This window comes from Streptomyces sp. NPDC058685, from assembly GCF_042714725.1.
Taxonomy (GTDB): domain Bacteria; phylum Actinomycetota; class Actinomycetes; order Streptomycetales; family Streptomycetaceae; genus Streptomyces.
Genome location: NZ_JBHXSL010000090.1, coordinates 1 through 16,808, shown reverse-complemented (window position 1 = coordinate 16,808; position 16,808 = coordinate 1). Strand labels below are relative to the sequence as shown.

The 16,808-nt window shown below is 63.9% G+C and carries 9 protein-coding genes and 4 pseudogenes; 5 read left to right on the top strand and 8 right to left on the bottom strand.

The window, feature by feature from the left end:
* Positions 1-235: 235 nt before the first annotated feature.
* Both ACFWU3_RS35475 and ACFWU3_RS35470 read right to left on the bottom strand, forming a co-directional pair.
* Positions 236-787: a hypothetical protein gene (locus ACFWU3_RS35475; RefSeq protein ID WP_384445599.1), complete on the bottom strand. Its 552-nt coding sequence runs from the start codon at positions 785-787 to the stop codon at positions 236-238.
* A gap of 823 nt (positions 788-1,610) precedes the next feature.
* Positions 1,611-1,901 carry a hypothetical protein gene (locus ACFWU3_RS35470; protein ID WP_384445598.1) on the bottom strand — a complete coding sequence of 97 codons (291 nt, stop codon included), beginning with the start codon at positions 1,899-1,901 and terminating at the stop codon, positions 1,611-1,613.
* A 161-nt stretch (positions 1,902-2,062) separates the two neighbouring features.
* On the opposite strand from ACFWU3_RS35470, the pseudogene ACFWU3_RS35465 reads away from it, so the two are divergent.
* Positions 2,063-2,972 (top strand): annotated as a pseudogene (locus ACFWU3_RS35465) (transposase family protein).
* A 137-nt stretch (positions 2,973-3,109) separates the two neighbouring features.
* On the opposite strand, the gene ACFWU3_RS35460 reads toward ACFWU3_RS35465, so the two are convergent.
* A complete protein-coding gene (locus tag ACFWU3_RS35460) occupies positions 3,110-5,521 on the bottom strand; it encodes a matrixin family metalloprotease (protein WP_384445596.1) in 2,412 nt (803 codons plus the stop codon).
* A 981-nt stretch (positions 5,522-6,502) separates the two neighbouring features.
* On the opposite strand from ACFWU3_RS35460, the pseudogene ACFWU3_RS35455 reads away from it, so the two are divergent.
* Positions 6,503-6,768 (top strand): annotated as a pseudogene (locus ACFWU3_RS35455) (IS5/IS1182 family transposase); the annotation flags it as partial.
* Positions 6,769-6,773: 5 nt separating this feature from the next.
* On the opposite strand, the pseudogene ACFWU3_RS35450 reads toward ACFWU3_RS35455, so the two are convergent.
* The 4 genes and pseudogenes from ACFWU3_RS35450 to ACFWU3_RS35435 form a co-directional block, all read right to left on the bottom strand.
* Positions 6,774-7,525, bottom strand: a pseudogene (locus tag ACFWU3_RS35450) (transposase family protein).
* Between the two features lie 117 nt (positions 7,526-7,642).
* Positions 7,643-8,113: a hypothetical protein gene (locus tag ACFWU3_RS35445; protein WP_384445595.1), complete on the bottom strand. Its 471-nt coding sequence runs from the start codon at positions 8,111-8,113 to the stop codon at positions 7,643-7,645.
* 70 nt (positions 8,114-8,183) lie between these two features.
* On the bottom strand, positions 8,184-9,785 hold the full coding sequence (locus tag ACFWU3_RS35440; protein WP_384445601.1) for a trypsin-like serine peptidase: 1,602 nt from the start codon (positions 9,783-9,785) through the stop codon (positions 8,184-8,186).
* 1,159 nt (positions 9,786-10,944) lie between these two features.
* The gene (locus ACFWU3_RS35435) at positions 10,945-11,097 is read right to left on the bottom strand and encodes a hypothetical protein (RefSeq protein ID WP_384445593.1); all 153 of its coding nucleotides are present in this window, start codon (positions 11,095-11,097) and stop codon (positions 10,945-10,947) included.
* Between the two features lie 781 nt (positions 11,098-11,878).
* Here ACFWU3_RS35435 and ACFWU3_RS35430 point away from each other — a divergent pair.
* A complete protein-coding gene (locus ACFWU3_RS35430; protein WP_384445591.1) occupies positions 11,879-14,443 on the top strand; it encodes a DUF6185 family protein in 2,565 nt (854 codons plus the stop codon).
* Between the two features lie 489 nt (positions 14,444-14,932).
* Here the strand turns inward: ACFWU3_RS35430 and ACFWU3_RS35425 are convergent.
* Positions 14,933-15,104 (bottom strand): annotated as a pseudogene (locus ACFWU3_RS35425) (XRE family transcriptional regulator); the annotation flags it as partial.
* Positions 15,105-15,362: 258 nt separating this feature from the next.
* Between ACFWU3_RS35425 and ACFWU3_RS35420 the strand changes: the two are divergent.
* Positions 15,363-15,605 carry a hypothetical protein gene (locus ACFWU3_RS35420; protein ID WP_384445589.1) on the top strand — a complete coding sequence of 81 codons (243 nt, stop codon included), beginning with the start codon at positions 15,363-15,365 and terminating at the stop codon, positions 15,603-15,605.
* Entirely contained in the window at positions 15,598-16,686 is a 1,089-nt protein-coding gene (locus tag ACFWU3_RS35415) for a response regulator (RefSeq protein ID WP_384445587.1), read from the top strand. The genes ACFWU3_RS35420 and ACFWU3_RS35415 overlap by 8 nt, the downstream gene beginning before the upstream one ends.
* Positions 16,687-16,808: the final 122 nt, after the last annotated feature.

The following is a 16,808-nucleotide window of genomic DNA, read 5'->3' as shown; positions in this document are numbered from 1 at the left end:
CGTAAGCGGCCAGGCTCTGCTCGGTGTAGGCGGTCACGCGCAGATCCCATCCGCTGCTCCAACCGCGGCGTGCGAGCAGCTCGTGGAGCAGGGAGATGGATCCGCCTTCGATGTCCAGCGCCCGGGTGCCGTCCTCCAGGCCCTGCCGCAGCTGCCTGGATGCAGGGACGGGGCCGCAGCGGCGAAGGAGTCACGGGATCGCGCCGTATCTCCCCGGCGTCGATCAGGAGCATGCTTAGCGGGGCAGGCGGCCCAACACAGCACGCAACCTCTCTCGCCCTGCAGCGAAGCTCGCGTCCCAAAGACCTGAGGCGTCTCCACTCAGCGAGAGGGACTGCAGGCGATGTTCCTCGGCTAGGAAGCGGGCTCCTGGCACGTTCTGGTCAAGCATGCCCATCGCGGTGAGCGCCGCGTGGCCGCAGGACACCGCGTCGTCAGCCTTTCCCGAGCCGTGGGAAAGCAGGGCATACCGAAGGCAGAGGGCAGCGAAGAAGGCGTAGGTGTCGGCGACATCGGTGATCCCCTCCTCGTTCGGCTGAAGCTCCGGAAACCGCTCCACCTGACGCACGTTCTCGGCTGCGCCGGCGAGCGGCCGGTCGGCATGCCAGAGATCGCGAACGCATTCCACATACAGGTCCAGGTCAGCTTCGCGCCCCGACTCGCCGGCCCTCAGACCCACGAACAGTGGCGCCATGCGTTCGGCACACGCGGCGACATACAGGCGGATCGCCTCGGCGCCCCCGTTATGAAGTGCCTCGATGACGGCCCCCTCCACCAGCTTCTCCACGTCCCACCCTCAACCCCGTGCGAACACATCGACAGGCTACAGCGGACTGAAGGGCGCAGCTTGACGAGTTGGGACCCCGAAGTATTGCGAGGCCTATGCGTAGTGCTGCATGACAACCAGGTCGTGACCCAGGTGATCTATTTCTGGGGAGTCTCGGGCGACTGACTGCGGTGGACGCGCGGGTCGGTTGCATCACGGCCGGTCGAGCGGCATTTGGTGCGCCAGCTCAGGCGGTGCCACCCCAAGGCAGAATGAACGACACGAGTGGGGGGCCGGTATGAGCTGGGCAGCATGGGGATTCGATCTGGTCGTAGGAGCAGCGATGCTGGCGGTTGCCTGCAACGTCCAGGACTCCGCATGGCGGATCCATGACTACCTGGCGAGGAACGTCGGCGTGAACCGCCTGCTAACCCCGATTACGGTGCAGCTCACCTGCGGCGTACTTGCGTTCGTCATGGTTGGCCCAGCCGTCTTCGCCTTGACGTAGCTCCCATGCCCGAGGTCTGCCCGATCAGCCAGGGACGTGGGGAACGGGGGGAGGTGCAGAGTCGCAGTCGCCACGTGCCGGCGGCTGGCGTTGCCGGGACTCTGCGGTCCTGTTCGCCCCGCCCTGGCTCCCGGCTACGCCGGAAGCGAGGAGCCAGCCCGATTCGCGGCCAGCGCAAGGGCCGCGATCTCTCGCCCCACGGCAACTCCCGCCCAAAGCCGCTACACCGACCTCTCGCTCACGGCCGTCATCGGGTCGGACGACGAAGAGCAATGTGCGCTTCGAGCAACCGCACCGCCATCTCATGCCGCATCTGGAAGGCGAGGTGGAGCGGTGTTAGGCCATCCTTTGATGGACGCTCGGGATCGCGCCGTATGCGAGCAAAACCGCAGTACAGGCAGCATCCAAGGGGTCGCCGGTCTGGACCGCACCGTCGGCTTCACCATCAATCGCCCACAGCAGCGGAGTCCAACCGCTGACATCATCCAGCTCATTGGGATCTTGCCCCTGGTCCAGGAGGCGCGTCACCTCAGCCAGATCATCAGCCTCTACCGCAAGACGAAGAGGAGACATCTCATAGGGAAGCTCATAGTCGATCATCAACACTGGTCCAATCAGCCGCACCATGCGTCGGACAAGGTGCCCAGAGCGTAGCCCTGCCCCTCGCGTGCCCGTTCGATCGGGGATTCAGGGGGAACAGCGGTCGATCACGGGGCACTAACGAGTTGGTGCGTGATAGCGGGTGAGGCGTCGTGTCTGGTCGGTGGCATGATCCGTCTGTGGCGATCATGGTCAATCGGGCGGTGCTGGCACATCGGCTGTTTACGGGGATCTCTCAGCATCATCTCGCGCTTCTGGTAGAGGAGTTGGCGGTGCCGTGGCAAACCGGGGTCGAGGGTCGTCGCCATGCTGCACGAGGTGGGTCCAGAAAGCGGGCCGCGGGAGCAGGCGCCCGTCACCAGCTGGTCTTCGTCGACCGGCTGACAGCCACGCTGATCCATCTGCGGCACGACCTGCCGCACTCGGTACTGGGGCTGCTGTTCGGTGTCGACCGCTCGACCATCACCCGTGCGATTGCAGAGATGCGTACGCTCCTGGCCGAGCGGGGGTGCGCGGTCCCCGACCGTCCCGGCCTGCGGTACCGGGCTATGGCCGACGTGTTCGCCTATGCCCAGGCCGAAGGCGTCGAGCTGCGGCTGGATGCCACCGAGATCCAGGTCCGCCGACCGCCGGCTGGCCGCGGCGGACGGCGCGCATTCGTTTCCGGGAAGAAGAAGCAGTACACCATGAAGGCCACCGTCATCGCTGACTGGCGGGGGCGCACGTTATGGACCGACACCCTGCGGCCTGGTCATGCACGATGCCACGGCCGCCCGCAACGAGGGCCTCGCCATCTGCTTCCAGCGCTTCCCCGACGTCGAGGTCCTCCTGGACGACGGCTACGGCCTGAGCCGCGACCACCGCGGGCAAGCGATTACACCACCCAGAAAACCCCGGCCCGGAGCACCGCCCGGCAGGGTCCAGCAGTGGGAACGCGACCGCCACGGACACTCCTCCGACCGCATCACCGTCGAACACACCCTCGCCGACCACAAACGCTGGAAGCAACTGACGCGCTGGACCCACCGCCGCGACCGCCTGCCCGACACCTACCGCGCCATCGCCAGCCTCGCCTCCGACCGCACCATCAACGCCTGAGAGCAGGCCACGACCAGGCCAAACACGCCTCACCCGCTATCACGCACCAACTCGTAAGCTGCGAGGCTGGTACGAGGAGCGGATCAGTTGGCAGCCGATGTGTGCAGCGGGGGCACGGTCTGCCCGAGCTCTTCGGCCTATCGAGTGGTCCACCAAATACTACTGTCGCCTTCTACGCCCTTCCATGCCATATGTGCCATGCCGCCGAAACTGTAAACTCCGGGGCCTTGAGAGGTTCCTGCCCCGTTGACTCTTACCTGTCCGGTGAATTCGCTACCATCGAAATAGCTGTAGTAGATACCTGGGTCGCTCTCGATCCCCTTCCACGCCAAGAGAATTCGGTTGCCGTGTATAATCGCTGATGGTCCGTGAGTAGTACCAACGAAGACTGGAACACCTCCCTCAGTCGCCGTTTCGGCATAAGTGACTGCTTGTTGAGGTCGCCATATCGGGTTGAGATCATCCTGCCAGGTGTAATAGATATGTGAATCGTCCTCAACGCCCTTCCAGAACATGTAGAGCCTATTGAGGAAGGTGACCAGAGTAGGTGAGTCAGTTGTCCCGACGCCGGCGACTCGAACCTGGGGCTCCCAGGCTGCCCCCGTAAGTTGCGACCAGTAGATGCCGGGATCATCTCCGATGCCCTTCCACGCCATGTAGACGGCACCGTAAGTGGCAACAGAGGGGCGAGTGCTTGATCCTACATCTGGGATTCTTTTCGGGCTTGTCCAGGAAATTCCGTCACTGGTGGAAAAGTAGAGGCCTTCGTCGCCCTCGACCCCCCTATATGCCATCAGCAGCCCCATCGAAGCTCCGTCACTCAGCGTAAAGCTGGTCAGGGATGGGCTATGCGTAGAGCCAAAGGGCCCTTCAATGCGCTTTGGGGGTGTCCAACTGTCAGGCCCGAGGGTCGACTCGTAAAGTCCCGGGTCGTCTTCAATTCCTTTCCAAACCATGCGCAGACTTATGGTGGAGCCTGTGAATGTCACCCGACCAGCAGCGGCCAGCGTCGGCCGGTCGGTGGTCCCGCGGTCACCGAGAGATGTCTGGGGGCGCCATCCATACAGATTGCTATACGCATCACGAGACTCAGCATCGATAACCAGCGCTCCCCCGTCGTAAGGATACATGAGCGACGCGGGGTCGTTCGAATGGGAAAGGCCAATGACATGGCCGATCTCATGGAGAGCAACAGACTTCAATTTGTTGAGCGTCCACACCTCATGACTGTCGAAGCAGAGTGTGCCATCCTCCGGATACCCCGCAGAGGCTGCGGTCCCATCCTTGCTATCAAAACTCGGGTCCAACTCAGTACCACCGAAAGCAACCTTGATGTCACCGTTGCTGGCAACGGGGGTGAAGGTCAGCCATCCACCCAACTGCCAATCATTGAAGGCCTGACTGACAGGGATTCCGACCTCGGCGGGCGTTAGTCCGTCGGTAACTGCATTCGTAGGGTCGATCGAATACGTAAGCGCGTTCCGCGACCAACGACCTCCTGGAGATCCATAGGTCTGAATCTGCAGGTTCGTGACAATCTTGTCGGGGACGGCACAGAATCTGCGGCTGGACATTGCCGTCACGCCGTCAGGCGCATTCAGGAGAGTGGTCACACCGACGATATCAAGACTGAGCTGAAAGGCGGGAAATCCCTGACGGAAAAGCACATATCCTGCGGCGGGCACCACAGCCAACCTATGCACTCCCGGCGACAGTGGGCCACCTGAATAGGTTAGTAGCGATGGAAGAACGCTGCCGGAAATTTCGCCGGTATTCAATGTGATTTTGTAGCCGTTGATGGTGAGAGTGCGGCCGTCGGCGTGCGCGAAGCCGGCGTAACGTGAGTCGACGATCACGTTGCCGTCCACGCCGAGCGTGAACTTGAAGTCTGCGACGATGCCTGCCGCCGGTTGAAACAGATATCCGGCTGCGGGGATGTAGGTCACCTCGTGGGTTTCCCCCGGCGGCAGTTTGGGGGCGTAGTGAAAGAGGTTGGCCGGGAGCAGCCCGTGGGAGAGCTGCCGCCCATCAATACGGACTTTGTAGCCGTTGATGGTGAGAGTACGGCCGTCGGCCTGCGCGAAGCCGGCGTAACGTGAGTCGACGATCACGTTGCCGTCCACGCCGAGCGTGAACTTGAAGTCTGCGACGATGCCTGCCGCCGGCTGCAGTTTGTACCCAGCCCCAGGTACAAGTCTCAGCTCATGGGGATGGTGCGGAGTGAGAACTCCTGCCTCAACCAGCATCGGCAGCAGACCATGCGAGAGGGGCGTGCCGTCGATTTTGATGGCGAAACCGCGCACGACTAGCGTATCGGTGCCCCTACCTCCGAGGAAAGCATCGCATGTACCCGGATATTCGACGAGACCGTCCTGGGTGACTGTGAAGCGAAAACTCGCTAACAGGCTCGACCCTACTTGAAAGCTATATTCACCTGACGGCAAGCGAACAGTAGGCGAATCGACGCCATCGATCCACCCGGCTTCATTCCCGGGGATCAAGAAGCGCGTGTAAGACAGGCTGCTTGTGTCAATGCTTATGTCGAACATATTGCGGCCTCTTACCCAGATGGGGAAGTTCCTCAAGCGGTGAGGAATACAGTGGAAGGGGGCAACCCGGGCCTACGTTCAGCCTCCCATCAGCTCGCTAAGATCACAACCGGATGCTCCCCAAGCTGGAGCCCCCACCTGCGGGTTGGGCCACTACACATGCCGAAGACCTCGCGAGCCCTACTTTAGATGCCGCCCACGGTCTCACCACATCATCGCTCCGCATGCCATGCGAGCGGCGTGCGTCGAGAATGGATAGTGACGGTGGAGTGGCTGGGTTCCGGCGATCGATGGGCCTTTGGCAGCCTGACGCCCATCCGTTCCACGCCGCTCATGCCATGGGACGTAACCGTCATGCCTTCATGCTGGCGGCTACTGATCACCCTTGTCAGTTCTTCATCTGGGGGACAGAGTGAGTGCCAGATGTAGTGCCCTGCGCCGGTCGATGGCCACCGTGGGCGCAGGTGTATTGACGGCGGCTAGCCTGCTGGCTGCGCCCAGTGCGCCAGCAGCGGCACACGGCGCTATCCCTATCGAAGGCCAGTCATGCTGGGTGGATGGCTTTCCTCCTGGGGGCGCCCCGTCGGTCGGTGGATCCCCTATCAAATACAGGTGGAACCACAGCAGCCCCTATGCCGGGGCTCGGTATGACAGGTGCGCCAAAACTGTGACGCTATATTACGGCGGTTTCGGCCCGTTCCTAGAGAGTAGCTATGAATACTACGCAATAGCCTACGTATCCCCACGCCAACTGGGTTGGCAGGAGAGCAGAGTTGGTCTTGGACTGCGGCGCATGATGAAATTTTACGTATACCACGGCGACTACAACTTCAAAGTCAAAGCGTGCCGAGACATAAGGGGTGGTTGGTTCACGCTGCCAATGTGTACATCCTGGTCGCCGCAGATCTACCTGAATGCTCGCTGAGGGCTCGCGCAACTGGCATGTGTTCCTATCCCGTTGCTCTTCTACGGCGAACTGCGCATGTCTTGTCGGCCGCAAGCGGACTGCCCCTCATTCTCGGTCTCTCGGCCGCCAGCACCCAAGAGGTGACCCGTGATCATGGGTCACCAAGCGAGACATACCCCCACCGCGGCCGCCACTTCACACCCCAGCATCGTCACGCCGACAAGGCCGACGACATACCTGAACTGCGAAAGTGGCCCGCGGCAATCGCATCGGCGTCCGCATCGCCCGCACGGGCATCGAGTCCTCCGAGCGACTCGGACGACGCAGATGGGTCATTGAGCCTCTTCAGCGTTGCCGCTCCAGGGTGAGAATTGGCTGTGGCGATTGACGTCATGCGGTTGGGGCTGCAGCGGGACCTGCGGAAGATCCGCCAGGACTTCAGGCAGGCCACGCCGCGCTCAACCGGTGCCCGTGCCGCGGCCAGAGCCCGGTTGACGGTCTTCTCGGTAGGGGTGAGTTCCCGCAGGGGCCTGCGTTTGATGCCCGTGGTCAGCCAGGGGCCACCGCCCTGGTAGGCGAGATCGGCCAGGATGGGGACACCCTGGCGCTCGCAGATGCGGATGATCCGGTGGGTGCGGGCGGCGGTCAGGTCGTGGGAGCGGCCCGGCAGCGCGGGCGAGAGCCACAGCAGCAGGCCGTCCGGATCGGTGACTACCTGCAGGTTCACCCCGTGCCGGCGGTGCTTGTGGGAGTAGTCGGCCCGTCCGTCGCCGACCCGGTCGCACTCGGCGAGCGTGCCGTCCAGGAGGACGAAGTCCGGATCCTGCTCACCCAAAACCTTCAGCAGGCCCGGTGCACGGTCGGCGAGGAGGTCGATGACCGGGCTTGGTGTAGGCGTGGGCGGTGGACTCGCTGATCCCGAACCCGGCAGCGACCTTCGCCAGGGTGGTGTGCTCGCGCAGGTACACCAGTGCCACTATCGCGCGCTGGGACGGACGGAGCTTGCAGCGGCGGTCACCCTCACGGGTGACGATGAGCATGGTGACCCACTCCACGAGCGCATGTGGCAGGTCGAGTGCGGCAGGATGGATGACCAACGAGGCCCCTGAGCAGCGTGGTTGAGACGTCAGACATCTCGATCAACTGCCCAGGGGCCTCGCTCGTTGCGCTTCATGGCCCGTCACCCGATCGGTGGCCCGCTCGAAGAAGCTCAGTCAGTCAGTCAGTGTGTACTCGATCTTCTTCACGTAGCCGTTCACGTTCAGAGTCATCCACACATGTGCATCGCTGACGTGCTTTGCTTTCTGGGTCTTTGAGAAGCAGCCGACCTGAAACCCGTTCTGGAGGGGGGATGAAGCGCATCTGACTCTGCCGCCGAGGTTGGTTTTTATATAGGTGTTGGTTTCGCCGTGAATCTGAACCTGTCTTCCGGTGTGGTTGACAAGGATAAGGACGGCCTGACGGTCACCGCCGCTGTTACGGACGACGCATGCGCGCATGCGCAGTCCGTCTGCGGCGGGGTGGTCGACGACTGCTCCGCATTTCCAGTTTCCAGTGGTCTCTTCAACCACATGCCATGCAACGATCGGAGGAGGCCGTGGTCTGGCGATCGCCGGACCAGCGGCCAGAAGTACGGCGCAGCCTGTGGCGCTTGCTGTTGCGAGCAGCTTTGTTGTCGAGCGCATGAGCGTCCTTTCCGTGATGGGTTGAATCACTACCTCGGCTCCGCCGAAGGTCTATGATCCCGTTGGCTGTTCAAGCTGGCGGGTAAACAAGTGTGATTTCGCGGCTGAGGCCCGTCTCGTCGGCATCGGGATAGAGGGACACCTCCCCGTCTGACCAGCGGACGATGAAGTCGTCGGGGTGGTCGTTTTCGGTGTAGTCGCCGGCGGCGATGACAGTGGCGTGGGTCCACAGGTCGTTGGGCTTCTTGACCTGTACTTCGCCGTGCAGGCCGGTCTGGTCGATGTCCTTGTAGATGGTGAGTTCGCCGTCCTTCCAGCGGACCATGAGGTCCCACTGGGCGTTCCCGGTGAAGTCTCCGGCGGCGATGCTGGTGGCGTGTTTCCAGACGCTGTTGCCTGCGGCGAGCTTCTTCTCGCCGTGGAAGCCGTCCTTGTTCATGTCGGTGTAGAGGGAGACTTCGCCGTCGGTCCAGCGCACCAGGAGGTCGTCGGTCCATTTGCTGCCGCTGGTGTAGCGGCCGGCGGTGATGGACACGGCGTGTTTCCACAGGGCGTTGGGTGGCTGGATCTGGTGCTCGCCGTGGAAGCCCTGTTCATCGACGTCGGGGTAGAGAGTAAGTTCTCCGTCGGTCCAGCGGACCATGAGGTCGTCGGTGTCTTCGCCGGTAAAGTCGCCCGCGGCGATGCTCTCCGCGTGGGTCCATACGCCGCCGGGGCCGGCGAGTCGTATCTCCTTGTCGAAGTTGTCCTCGTCTTCTCCGGCGCCTCTGTAGAGGGTGAGTTCGCCGTCCGACCAGCGCACGACGAGGTCGGAGTAGTCGAAGCCGCCCGCGTTGCTCTGTGTGAAGTAGCCGCCGGCCAGCACCTTGGCGTGTTGCCAGGTCGATGCGGATCCCAGGACGCCACGGCCGGCTGGGGGACGGTTGTTGACGGCGTCGTCGTAGAGCTTCTTGGCGTCTGCGTCGAGATAGGAGCTGTAGGAGACGTCGTCGACATTGCCGCCGGTGTGCCAGCCGCCGATGACCCCGATGAGTCCCCAGCCGTTCTCCTTCTTGACGAGGAACGGGCCGCCGGAGGCTCCGCCCGAGTAGGCCTTGCACTCGATACGGAGGAAGCTGCCGGGGATTTTGGCGTCGGTGCTGTTGTAGCGGACGGTCTTGTCGGTGCAGTCCAGGGGTCGCTGCAGCACGTTGGGGTAGCCGATGAGACGGACGGGCTTGTGCTCGTAGCCGGCGTTGATCTGGAGTTCTGCGGCGCCGACGACGTCCTGGATGTTCTTGCCGCCTCGGGGTTCCAGCTGCAGGAAGTTGAAGTCGAGGTCGGCTGCGGCGTCAGGGCCCTGTGCCAGATAGCGGCTGTCGACGTAGATCCGGCCCGGCTTGACGGTGAAAGCCCCGAAGGGCTTGTTTCCATTGTCGTACTGCGGAACGAACGTCAGATTCTTGCGTGCGTCCTGGTCGTCGAAGCAGTGCCCGGCGCTCATGACGAGATTCTTGCCTGGGCTGCTCACGACCGTTCCTCCGCAGAATCGGCCAGTGTCCGTGCCGTCGCTGAAGAAGAAGGTCCCGACAATCGGAATGCCTTCGAACTGCTTGCTGGGTGATGCTGCTAATCCGCGTGGTGCAGGACCACCGTTGCCTTTTCCGCCTTCTACCGGCTGCGCCGCGCGCATCCTCTCGGGTGTCCAGTAGGCGTCCGCGTCAGCAGGGGTGAATCCGCGGGCATCGTTGTCTCCCGCGGCCGGGACGGGTATGGGCGGTGGTGCGGGTTCCGCATGCGCTTGCGGTAGCGGCAGCACCGCAAGCGCCAGTCCGCTCACGAGGACCGCGAGCGCTTTTCGTACGTGCACGTTGCTTCTCCGTGGTCAAAAGAGAGGCAGATCACTCTGTGTGGCGTGATCCCCCTTGAATGCGCCATGATCGTAAGATCATGCGTTACATAAAGGGGGAAGCATGTTGAATAGGTGGCGTGTCAGCCATGTTCTGGCTTTAGCTAGCTCATTCTTGATCGTCGCTTCAGGGCCAGGGTGGGCGGATCAAGTGCCCTTCCCCGACAGTGGGGACGCCACGTTCGCCGGCCCGGTCAGCCCCGGCGGGTACGTCAGCGTCAGCGTCAAGGAACGGCCGGGAAACCCGCACCCGTCCGGCGTGACGGTGTCCAGCCCAGCGCTCGCGGAGGACAGCGTCCTCGGAGACACCGGTCGCGCCTGGGTCGGAGCAGCGCACGCTGTCGCCAAGGTCAAACCAGGCACATACAAGGCCAAGTTCACCTTGACCTACCGCGATGTCCCATGCTGGAACGAAGAAGACAGGGACAGCGTCTGCGACTACGACTCCACCATTGTGTGGAGCGAGTTGCACGTAGAAGCTCTCAAGGAGAGCAAAGCGAGCGGATGGGGATTCGGCCCAGGCGTCGCACTGGGCGCCGGAGCCGCTGTAACAGCCACAGCGGCAGTGCTGGCCGCTCGACGACGAACCACAAAGGGCAGTCGTCCCTCGTGACCTCAACTCCCGTGAGACGCCGCATCACTGCCACCTGCTCCAAGTCGAGTAGGAGTGCCGGTCCAAACGCCCCACGTGCATCTCACAGCGCACCGTCGTCGACTGCCCCAGCCCGGCCGTGCACGAGGGCGCTTCGGCTGATCGGGCGGCATCGGCTGCCTGACGCACGAGTGGAACAGGGCCGGGATCTTCGTCGGTTCCCTGAGCGTGCAGGCCCTTGCGTGGCGCTCGCAGCGCATCAACCTGCTCAGCTGACTTTGTTCATGAGAAGGTTCAGGTCGATTGGCTCGATCAACGTGGCGCTCCAATACGGACTGCTGGGGCGGCGGGTCAGGAGATGCGGTGCTCAGGGCGCAGGGCCAGGCCGCGGTCCAGGAACTGCCCGGTGTCGTCCGGTCCGAGTCCAAGGGCCCGCGAGACGGCTGTGCCTTCGTCGTCGTGGACGAAGGCAAGCCGGATCTTGCGGCTAGCGGGATTGGCCATGGTCTAGCGGAGACTACGCATCCCTGCGCCGTAGCCTGTGCCATATCCGTCGGGTTGGGCTGAGGGAAGCGAACTGTGCCCCGTTGAACGCCTGATGACTTGCGATGGTGTCGGGGTGATTGGGGCCGTTTGGCGAGTTCTAGGCGCGGCAGATCGCGAGTAAGTGTGGTGATGGCTGTCTGGGCATCGAGGCTATCGAGATGGCAGCCCAGGCCGTGGTGCGGGCCTCATCCGAACACGATCTAGTCGGCCTGCGGCCAGCGATGTGGGTCGCTGTCGGCGGCGCCAGAGCAGGACGCGCTGTTCCCGGAGTATCTACGGTCTCCATCCAGGCTATCCGCGCTGCGACAGCGGCCCCACCACCTCGCTGTCGCCAAGAGATCGGCCTCACGCTCGCGCTCCACCCCATCCAGTACACGAGTGGAGCGCTCGTCCTACGGCTCGGAAGAGAACCAGCCAAACGCCATAGGAACCCCGCCTCATCCCGACAGCAACGCCCCGAAAACTCGGGAAGTTCTAACAGCCGTGCCGGTATGGCTGGTTCTCCCGCACATGCATGACGTCAGCGTCTGCGCCGGACGGGGCATCAGCGCAATTTACGCCTCAGGATCTGAGTAGCGTGATGATCGCCCTACGCGAGAGATGTGAGGAGATCAGGAGCCGGCCGCTCGGCGCACCAAGAAGACGTCCCGTCTGTGCTACTGCGCGCCCCCCTCTTGCCCTTGGCAGGGCGGTTCGCTTGCCCAATGCTGTCCTGATGTCGTTACCGGGGGGGGGTGGCGTGAAGGCACGCGTCGTGGTTCTTGTTGTGCTGGTGATCGCCGCCATGTGCTGGCCAGGCGGGGCATGGGCTGTCACGGAGCCGGAGAAGCGGGACTGTGAATCCGAAGCGCTGTCCAACGCTACTGGGGTGGCATCGATCCGCTTGGACCACGACGGACGGACTTTTACGAAGGTTTCCAGTGTGCTGACCTTGCGGGTGCCGGGGACGTGGCCGCATGCCACCAAGCTGCTCTTCGGAGAGGGTTCTGAAAGCTATCGCATGGCGATGCGCTGCCTCGTGCGCGGCAGCGACGCACACGTCGAGTGGTGGGGCGAATGGCGTCAGCGCAATCCGGTGGTGACGCCGGTGGGCAACACCGGCGACGTCAAGGTCACTGTTGCTTCCTACGGATGGATTGATCAGCGACAAACGCTGGTCATGGGCTCCTGGACGATCACAGCAAGGCGGACGACGTGGTCCATCGCCTTCACCCCACCGACAACGCTGTACGCCGTCAGGTGGCAGAACATCACAGTGGACCCTGGCACCCCGGGCGCCACATATGCCTTCCCCAAGCCGGCTACGGCAACAGGCGACACGGCGCTCGTGTGGAAGGAGGCTGGCGATCGAGGCGCTCCGAACTACGTGGAGGTGCGTCTCGTACCGGCCTGGCCACGTTCTTGGGCAGCGCAGGACGACAATTTTCCCTACTCCGTCGCCAGTTGGGGTGGTGAACTGCTCTGGCAGCTTGCCCTGGTAGGAACGTTGTGGTGGGCCATCGTCGTCTTCCCCCGGCACGGCGTTGCCCACGCTGGCGTAGAACGAGTGCGAACCAACCTGTGGCTGTGGTCATGCAGTCTGCTGGTAGTCAATTTCATCGCCTTCGGCGATGACCTCTACTTGAAGTGGCACCGGGTTTTCGAGAACGACGCAAACTGGCTGCCGCAGACGGCCTACGCGCCCTACGGCTGGATCACCACCGCTGCCGCCGGCACCGTACTGCTGCTCTTCGGCCGCCCCTCGCCCCGTATCGTCGCCCTCGGCGCTCTTCTGATGACTCTCGTCGTCACACCGTTCCTCTGGGTGATGACCGGTGGTCTGAAAACGACCATATTTGCGCAGCCAATGGCGGACCTCCACCCCTCTGTCGTGGCCGTGCTCTTGGCCTCGTGTGGTTCGTCAGGGCTCCTACTGATCGGCACCATCGCAGCCGCTTGGCGGCTTGCCCGGGACGGAGGCCTCTTCGCCCGCCCCCGGAAGGCGGAACTACAGCTGCTACCGACCGTGCTGGGCGTGACAATCGCTCTAGCCGGGCTCGGGGTCTGCTTCGTTGCCGCCAGGGAACTACAGTGGCAGCGCGCCTCGTGGCCCAGTGCCCTGATCAACCCGGGCCCCGATGGTTATGGCGAGTTGCACTGGGCTCAGCTGCGGCATGACCTGCTGTGGTTCAGCACGCACGTGCAGAGTTGGTGGATGGGAAAGATCTGGGTCCTGAGCGGGCTGGCGATCCTGGCCGTGCTGCGAGTCCGCTGCGCGAGCTCGACGCCCGGAGTCATTGCCCGTTCCCTGCCGGGGGCCGTCGACCGGCTGCTTCTGCTGACCTTCTTTCCCTGCATGGTGGGCATGGCGATTGGCGTCTACACCAACAGTGGTGCAGTGGTCTGGCTGTGGTTCTTCCTGTACCTCGTGACGCCGGCCATCGTGTTGCGCGCAGTAGCCCATCGCACCGTCCTATCCCTCCAGACCGCCGGGGCCGGCATCCCACTCGGTGAAGCCCTGGCAGCAACGGACCGCACCGCTCTCGTCGACAAAGCCCGGCGATACCGGGAGATCCACGCCCAGTTGCGCCGCCTCGACCGTGGTCAAGCCGACGAGGAAAGCGTCCAGCGACGCCAACTGGAGCCGCGACTTCGAGCTCTGCACCGTCTGCGCTCTCCACGCATGCGGCGCGACCTGCTGCCACCCGGTGTTTCAGTCGTCGATGCGGCCCTGAGTCTGGGGCCGCGGGACAGCTGGTGGAGCAACGGGGTGCGAGCAGCCCGGATTGCGCAGTGGATCGCTCTGCCGTTCAGCGGTGTTCTGATCTGGCAGAGCATGTTCTACGGCGACGCGCTCACCGGCACCCTGTATGACAGCTTCGGTCTTCCCGACGCATTGCTGGAGTTCGTCTTTTGGCAGGTCGGCTACGCGTCCGCGGGCTTCCTCCTTGGCGCCTACTGGTACCAGTTGCCTGGGCGCCGGGGGCCCGTCAAAGCCATCCCTCTGAGCATCGCGTATACGGCGCCCATTGGTCTGTTCGCCCTCGGCAACTGGGCCCTGGATGAGGAGCAGACCAACCTCGCCCTCGGATCCGCAGCGATGCTCCTGGTCCTGACGCTGACCGGCATCGTCATGGATCTCGACACCTTCCGTACCGAACGCCGCTTTTGGCAAAGCAAGCTCGAGCTACTCCTGTCCGTCTATCAGATGCGCTACTTCTCCCTGCAGGGGGCGTGGATCCTCGCACAGCTCGCGGCGCTCGCCACCATCTGGCAGCTCTTCGACGACCCCGCAGGCCCACCCGTCAACGAGACCAGCAAGTAAAAGACCAATCAGATGCAGCGCAGCCCGTGCAAGATCTTGAGGGCAGGGGGCAAGGCAGGCCGCTGCAGCGTCTGTTCGTCCATCCAGCGAGCGCGAGCTTGCGAAGGCGGCCGATGCCGAGCACGGCGTGATACGCCCTCGCGACGGACCGGATGGCGCAGACCAGCACGAGCACCGCGGCCGGAGGCAGCTCCACCACCACGATCATGCTCCCTGCTGGTAACCATCGCCGTCGCCCGCCGGGTCATCCTCCACAAGCGCCGCACCGCCGACATCGCGAACGACGACCTCGGCGAGCTGATCATCCGGCTGCGCACCGCCGACATCGAAGCCCGCCGTCTCGCCGCGCTCCCCCGCCCCGCAGACGAAGACGACTTCCGCGAGATCGAACGGCTCACCCCCCATCTGGACAGCCTCCGCACCGCATTCTTCGCCCTCCACGCTGGCGGGCTCCACGCTCAGACCGGGGGCGTGGCTGTTGTCAGCGCGCTCTTTGAGCGCTTCGGCAGTGATCTCCCGCATCTGTAGCACCCTTTCCTGGGCAAGGTGGCTGGCGTAGTGCGGCGGCAGGGCAATGGTCAGGTGCCGGGATACGGTCCTGGTCGGTTGACCCGATCGGCGCGGTGCAGCCGAGGCGGACGCGGGTGTCGATGACGATGCCCACCGCATCGTTGCCGGAGATCGACAGCGTTGCGGAGCAACACCGTGGCAACGGTCTAAGGCTCGAGGCTCGTGAACAGTCAGGACTGCTCACCGACAGTCGGCGTGGCCTGTGCAACAGAGGCCGGTGTGGCTCGGGTTCCCCCATCACGGACTGCAACAGCCCTGCGTTCATCCATTCTGTGATTGCTCGCTCGGCAACCGCCGCAGCGGGCGACTGCCGCCTCCTCGTGGGGGCTTGGATGGATGGGGGGACTCCGTGGACCGGCCTTTGTTGTCGCTGAGATCGGCTCTGGTGTTTCTGCTTGCCCTGCTCGCCGGCACGGCGTCAGGAGGATTGGTGGCAGTGGCCGGGGAGGGCATGCCGCGCAGCGTTCTTGCGGGCCTCGCTGTCGTGGGTCTGGCGGTGCCCTTCTTTAACCGTCTTATCGACACCGAGACCAGTCCGGTACTGCCGTCGTCCACGGCTTCCGGCACCGTGGAGGAGGCGAACAATGGGTGAGCTGCGCCCTCTGGGCGATGGCCTCAGCGACGCTTCGCGCGCCTTGGCCGAGGCACTTCGAGAGATGTTCGAAGGTCTGCAGGTGTCTGTTCGTCGGTACGCGGCGCGGCGTCAGCGCGACCCGGGTACGTTCTCGCGCTATCTGAACGGGACCCGCTTACCGCCGTGGCAGGTCATCACGGACCTGTTCGCGGATCTCGCTGAGCACCGTGGAACCGCGGTCACTACCGAGGCCATTGAGTTCGTGCGGGGGCTGTACGGATCGGCCGTGGACGCTGCCTCCTCCCCCAAGCACGCGGTAGAGATCCTGGAGCAGCAGCTGGCAGACGCTGACCGGGTCTCCCGGCGGTCCAGCGTCCGCGGTGACGTTTTGGGTGATGCGCTGCTGGACCGGACGCAGCGCATCGCCGACCTGGAGACGCGGCTCAACCAGCTGGAGGCCGACCGCATCGCAGAGCGGAAGCGGGCGGACGAGCTCGCGGCAGCCCACCCCGATGTCTCCGGCCTCCTCCAGGAGCGTAAGGCGCTGCAGCTGGAAGTCGAGCGCCTCGGTGCGGACCTCACGGAGGTTCGCGCTCAGCGGGCCGCTGCGGAAGGCCGCTGCAATCTGCTCGAACGCCAGCTGGAAGCGGTCGAGAAGGCCACGGCGGCTGTATTGCCCCCCGCGCCGCAAGGCATGCCCAAGATCCTGATCGTCGATGATCAGCCGGACAATCTGCTTGCGATGACCGCGGTTCTAGCGACGCTCGATCAGGGGCTTGTCACCGTGTCTTCCGGACGGGAGGCCCTTAAAGCGCTCCTCGATCATGACGACTTCGCCGTTATCATCATGGACGTGCAGATGCCGGAGATGGACGGCTACGAGACCTGCGCCCACATCAAGCGCCGGCCCCGGACCCGGGATGTCCCCATCATCTTCCTGACCGCGATGGGCGTGGACTCGGAACACTCCGCCCGCGGCTATGCAGCCGGTGCTGTCGACTACATCAGCAAGCCCTTCGATCCCTGGGCCCTGCGCGCCAAGGTCGCCGTGTTCACCTCCATCTACCTGGAGCGGCGCACCCAGCAGGGCGGCCCATAGCGTCGACCCGGCCTTGCTGGTGTGGATGCGACTCCTGCCGCTCCCCCCTGTGGCTGACGTGTGATGGCCAACAGGGCTTCGGGCAGGCCTGCGGAGGGGGGCGGTCACGCAGACCGCCCCCC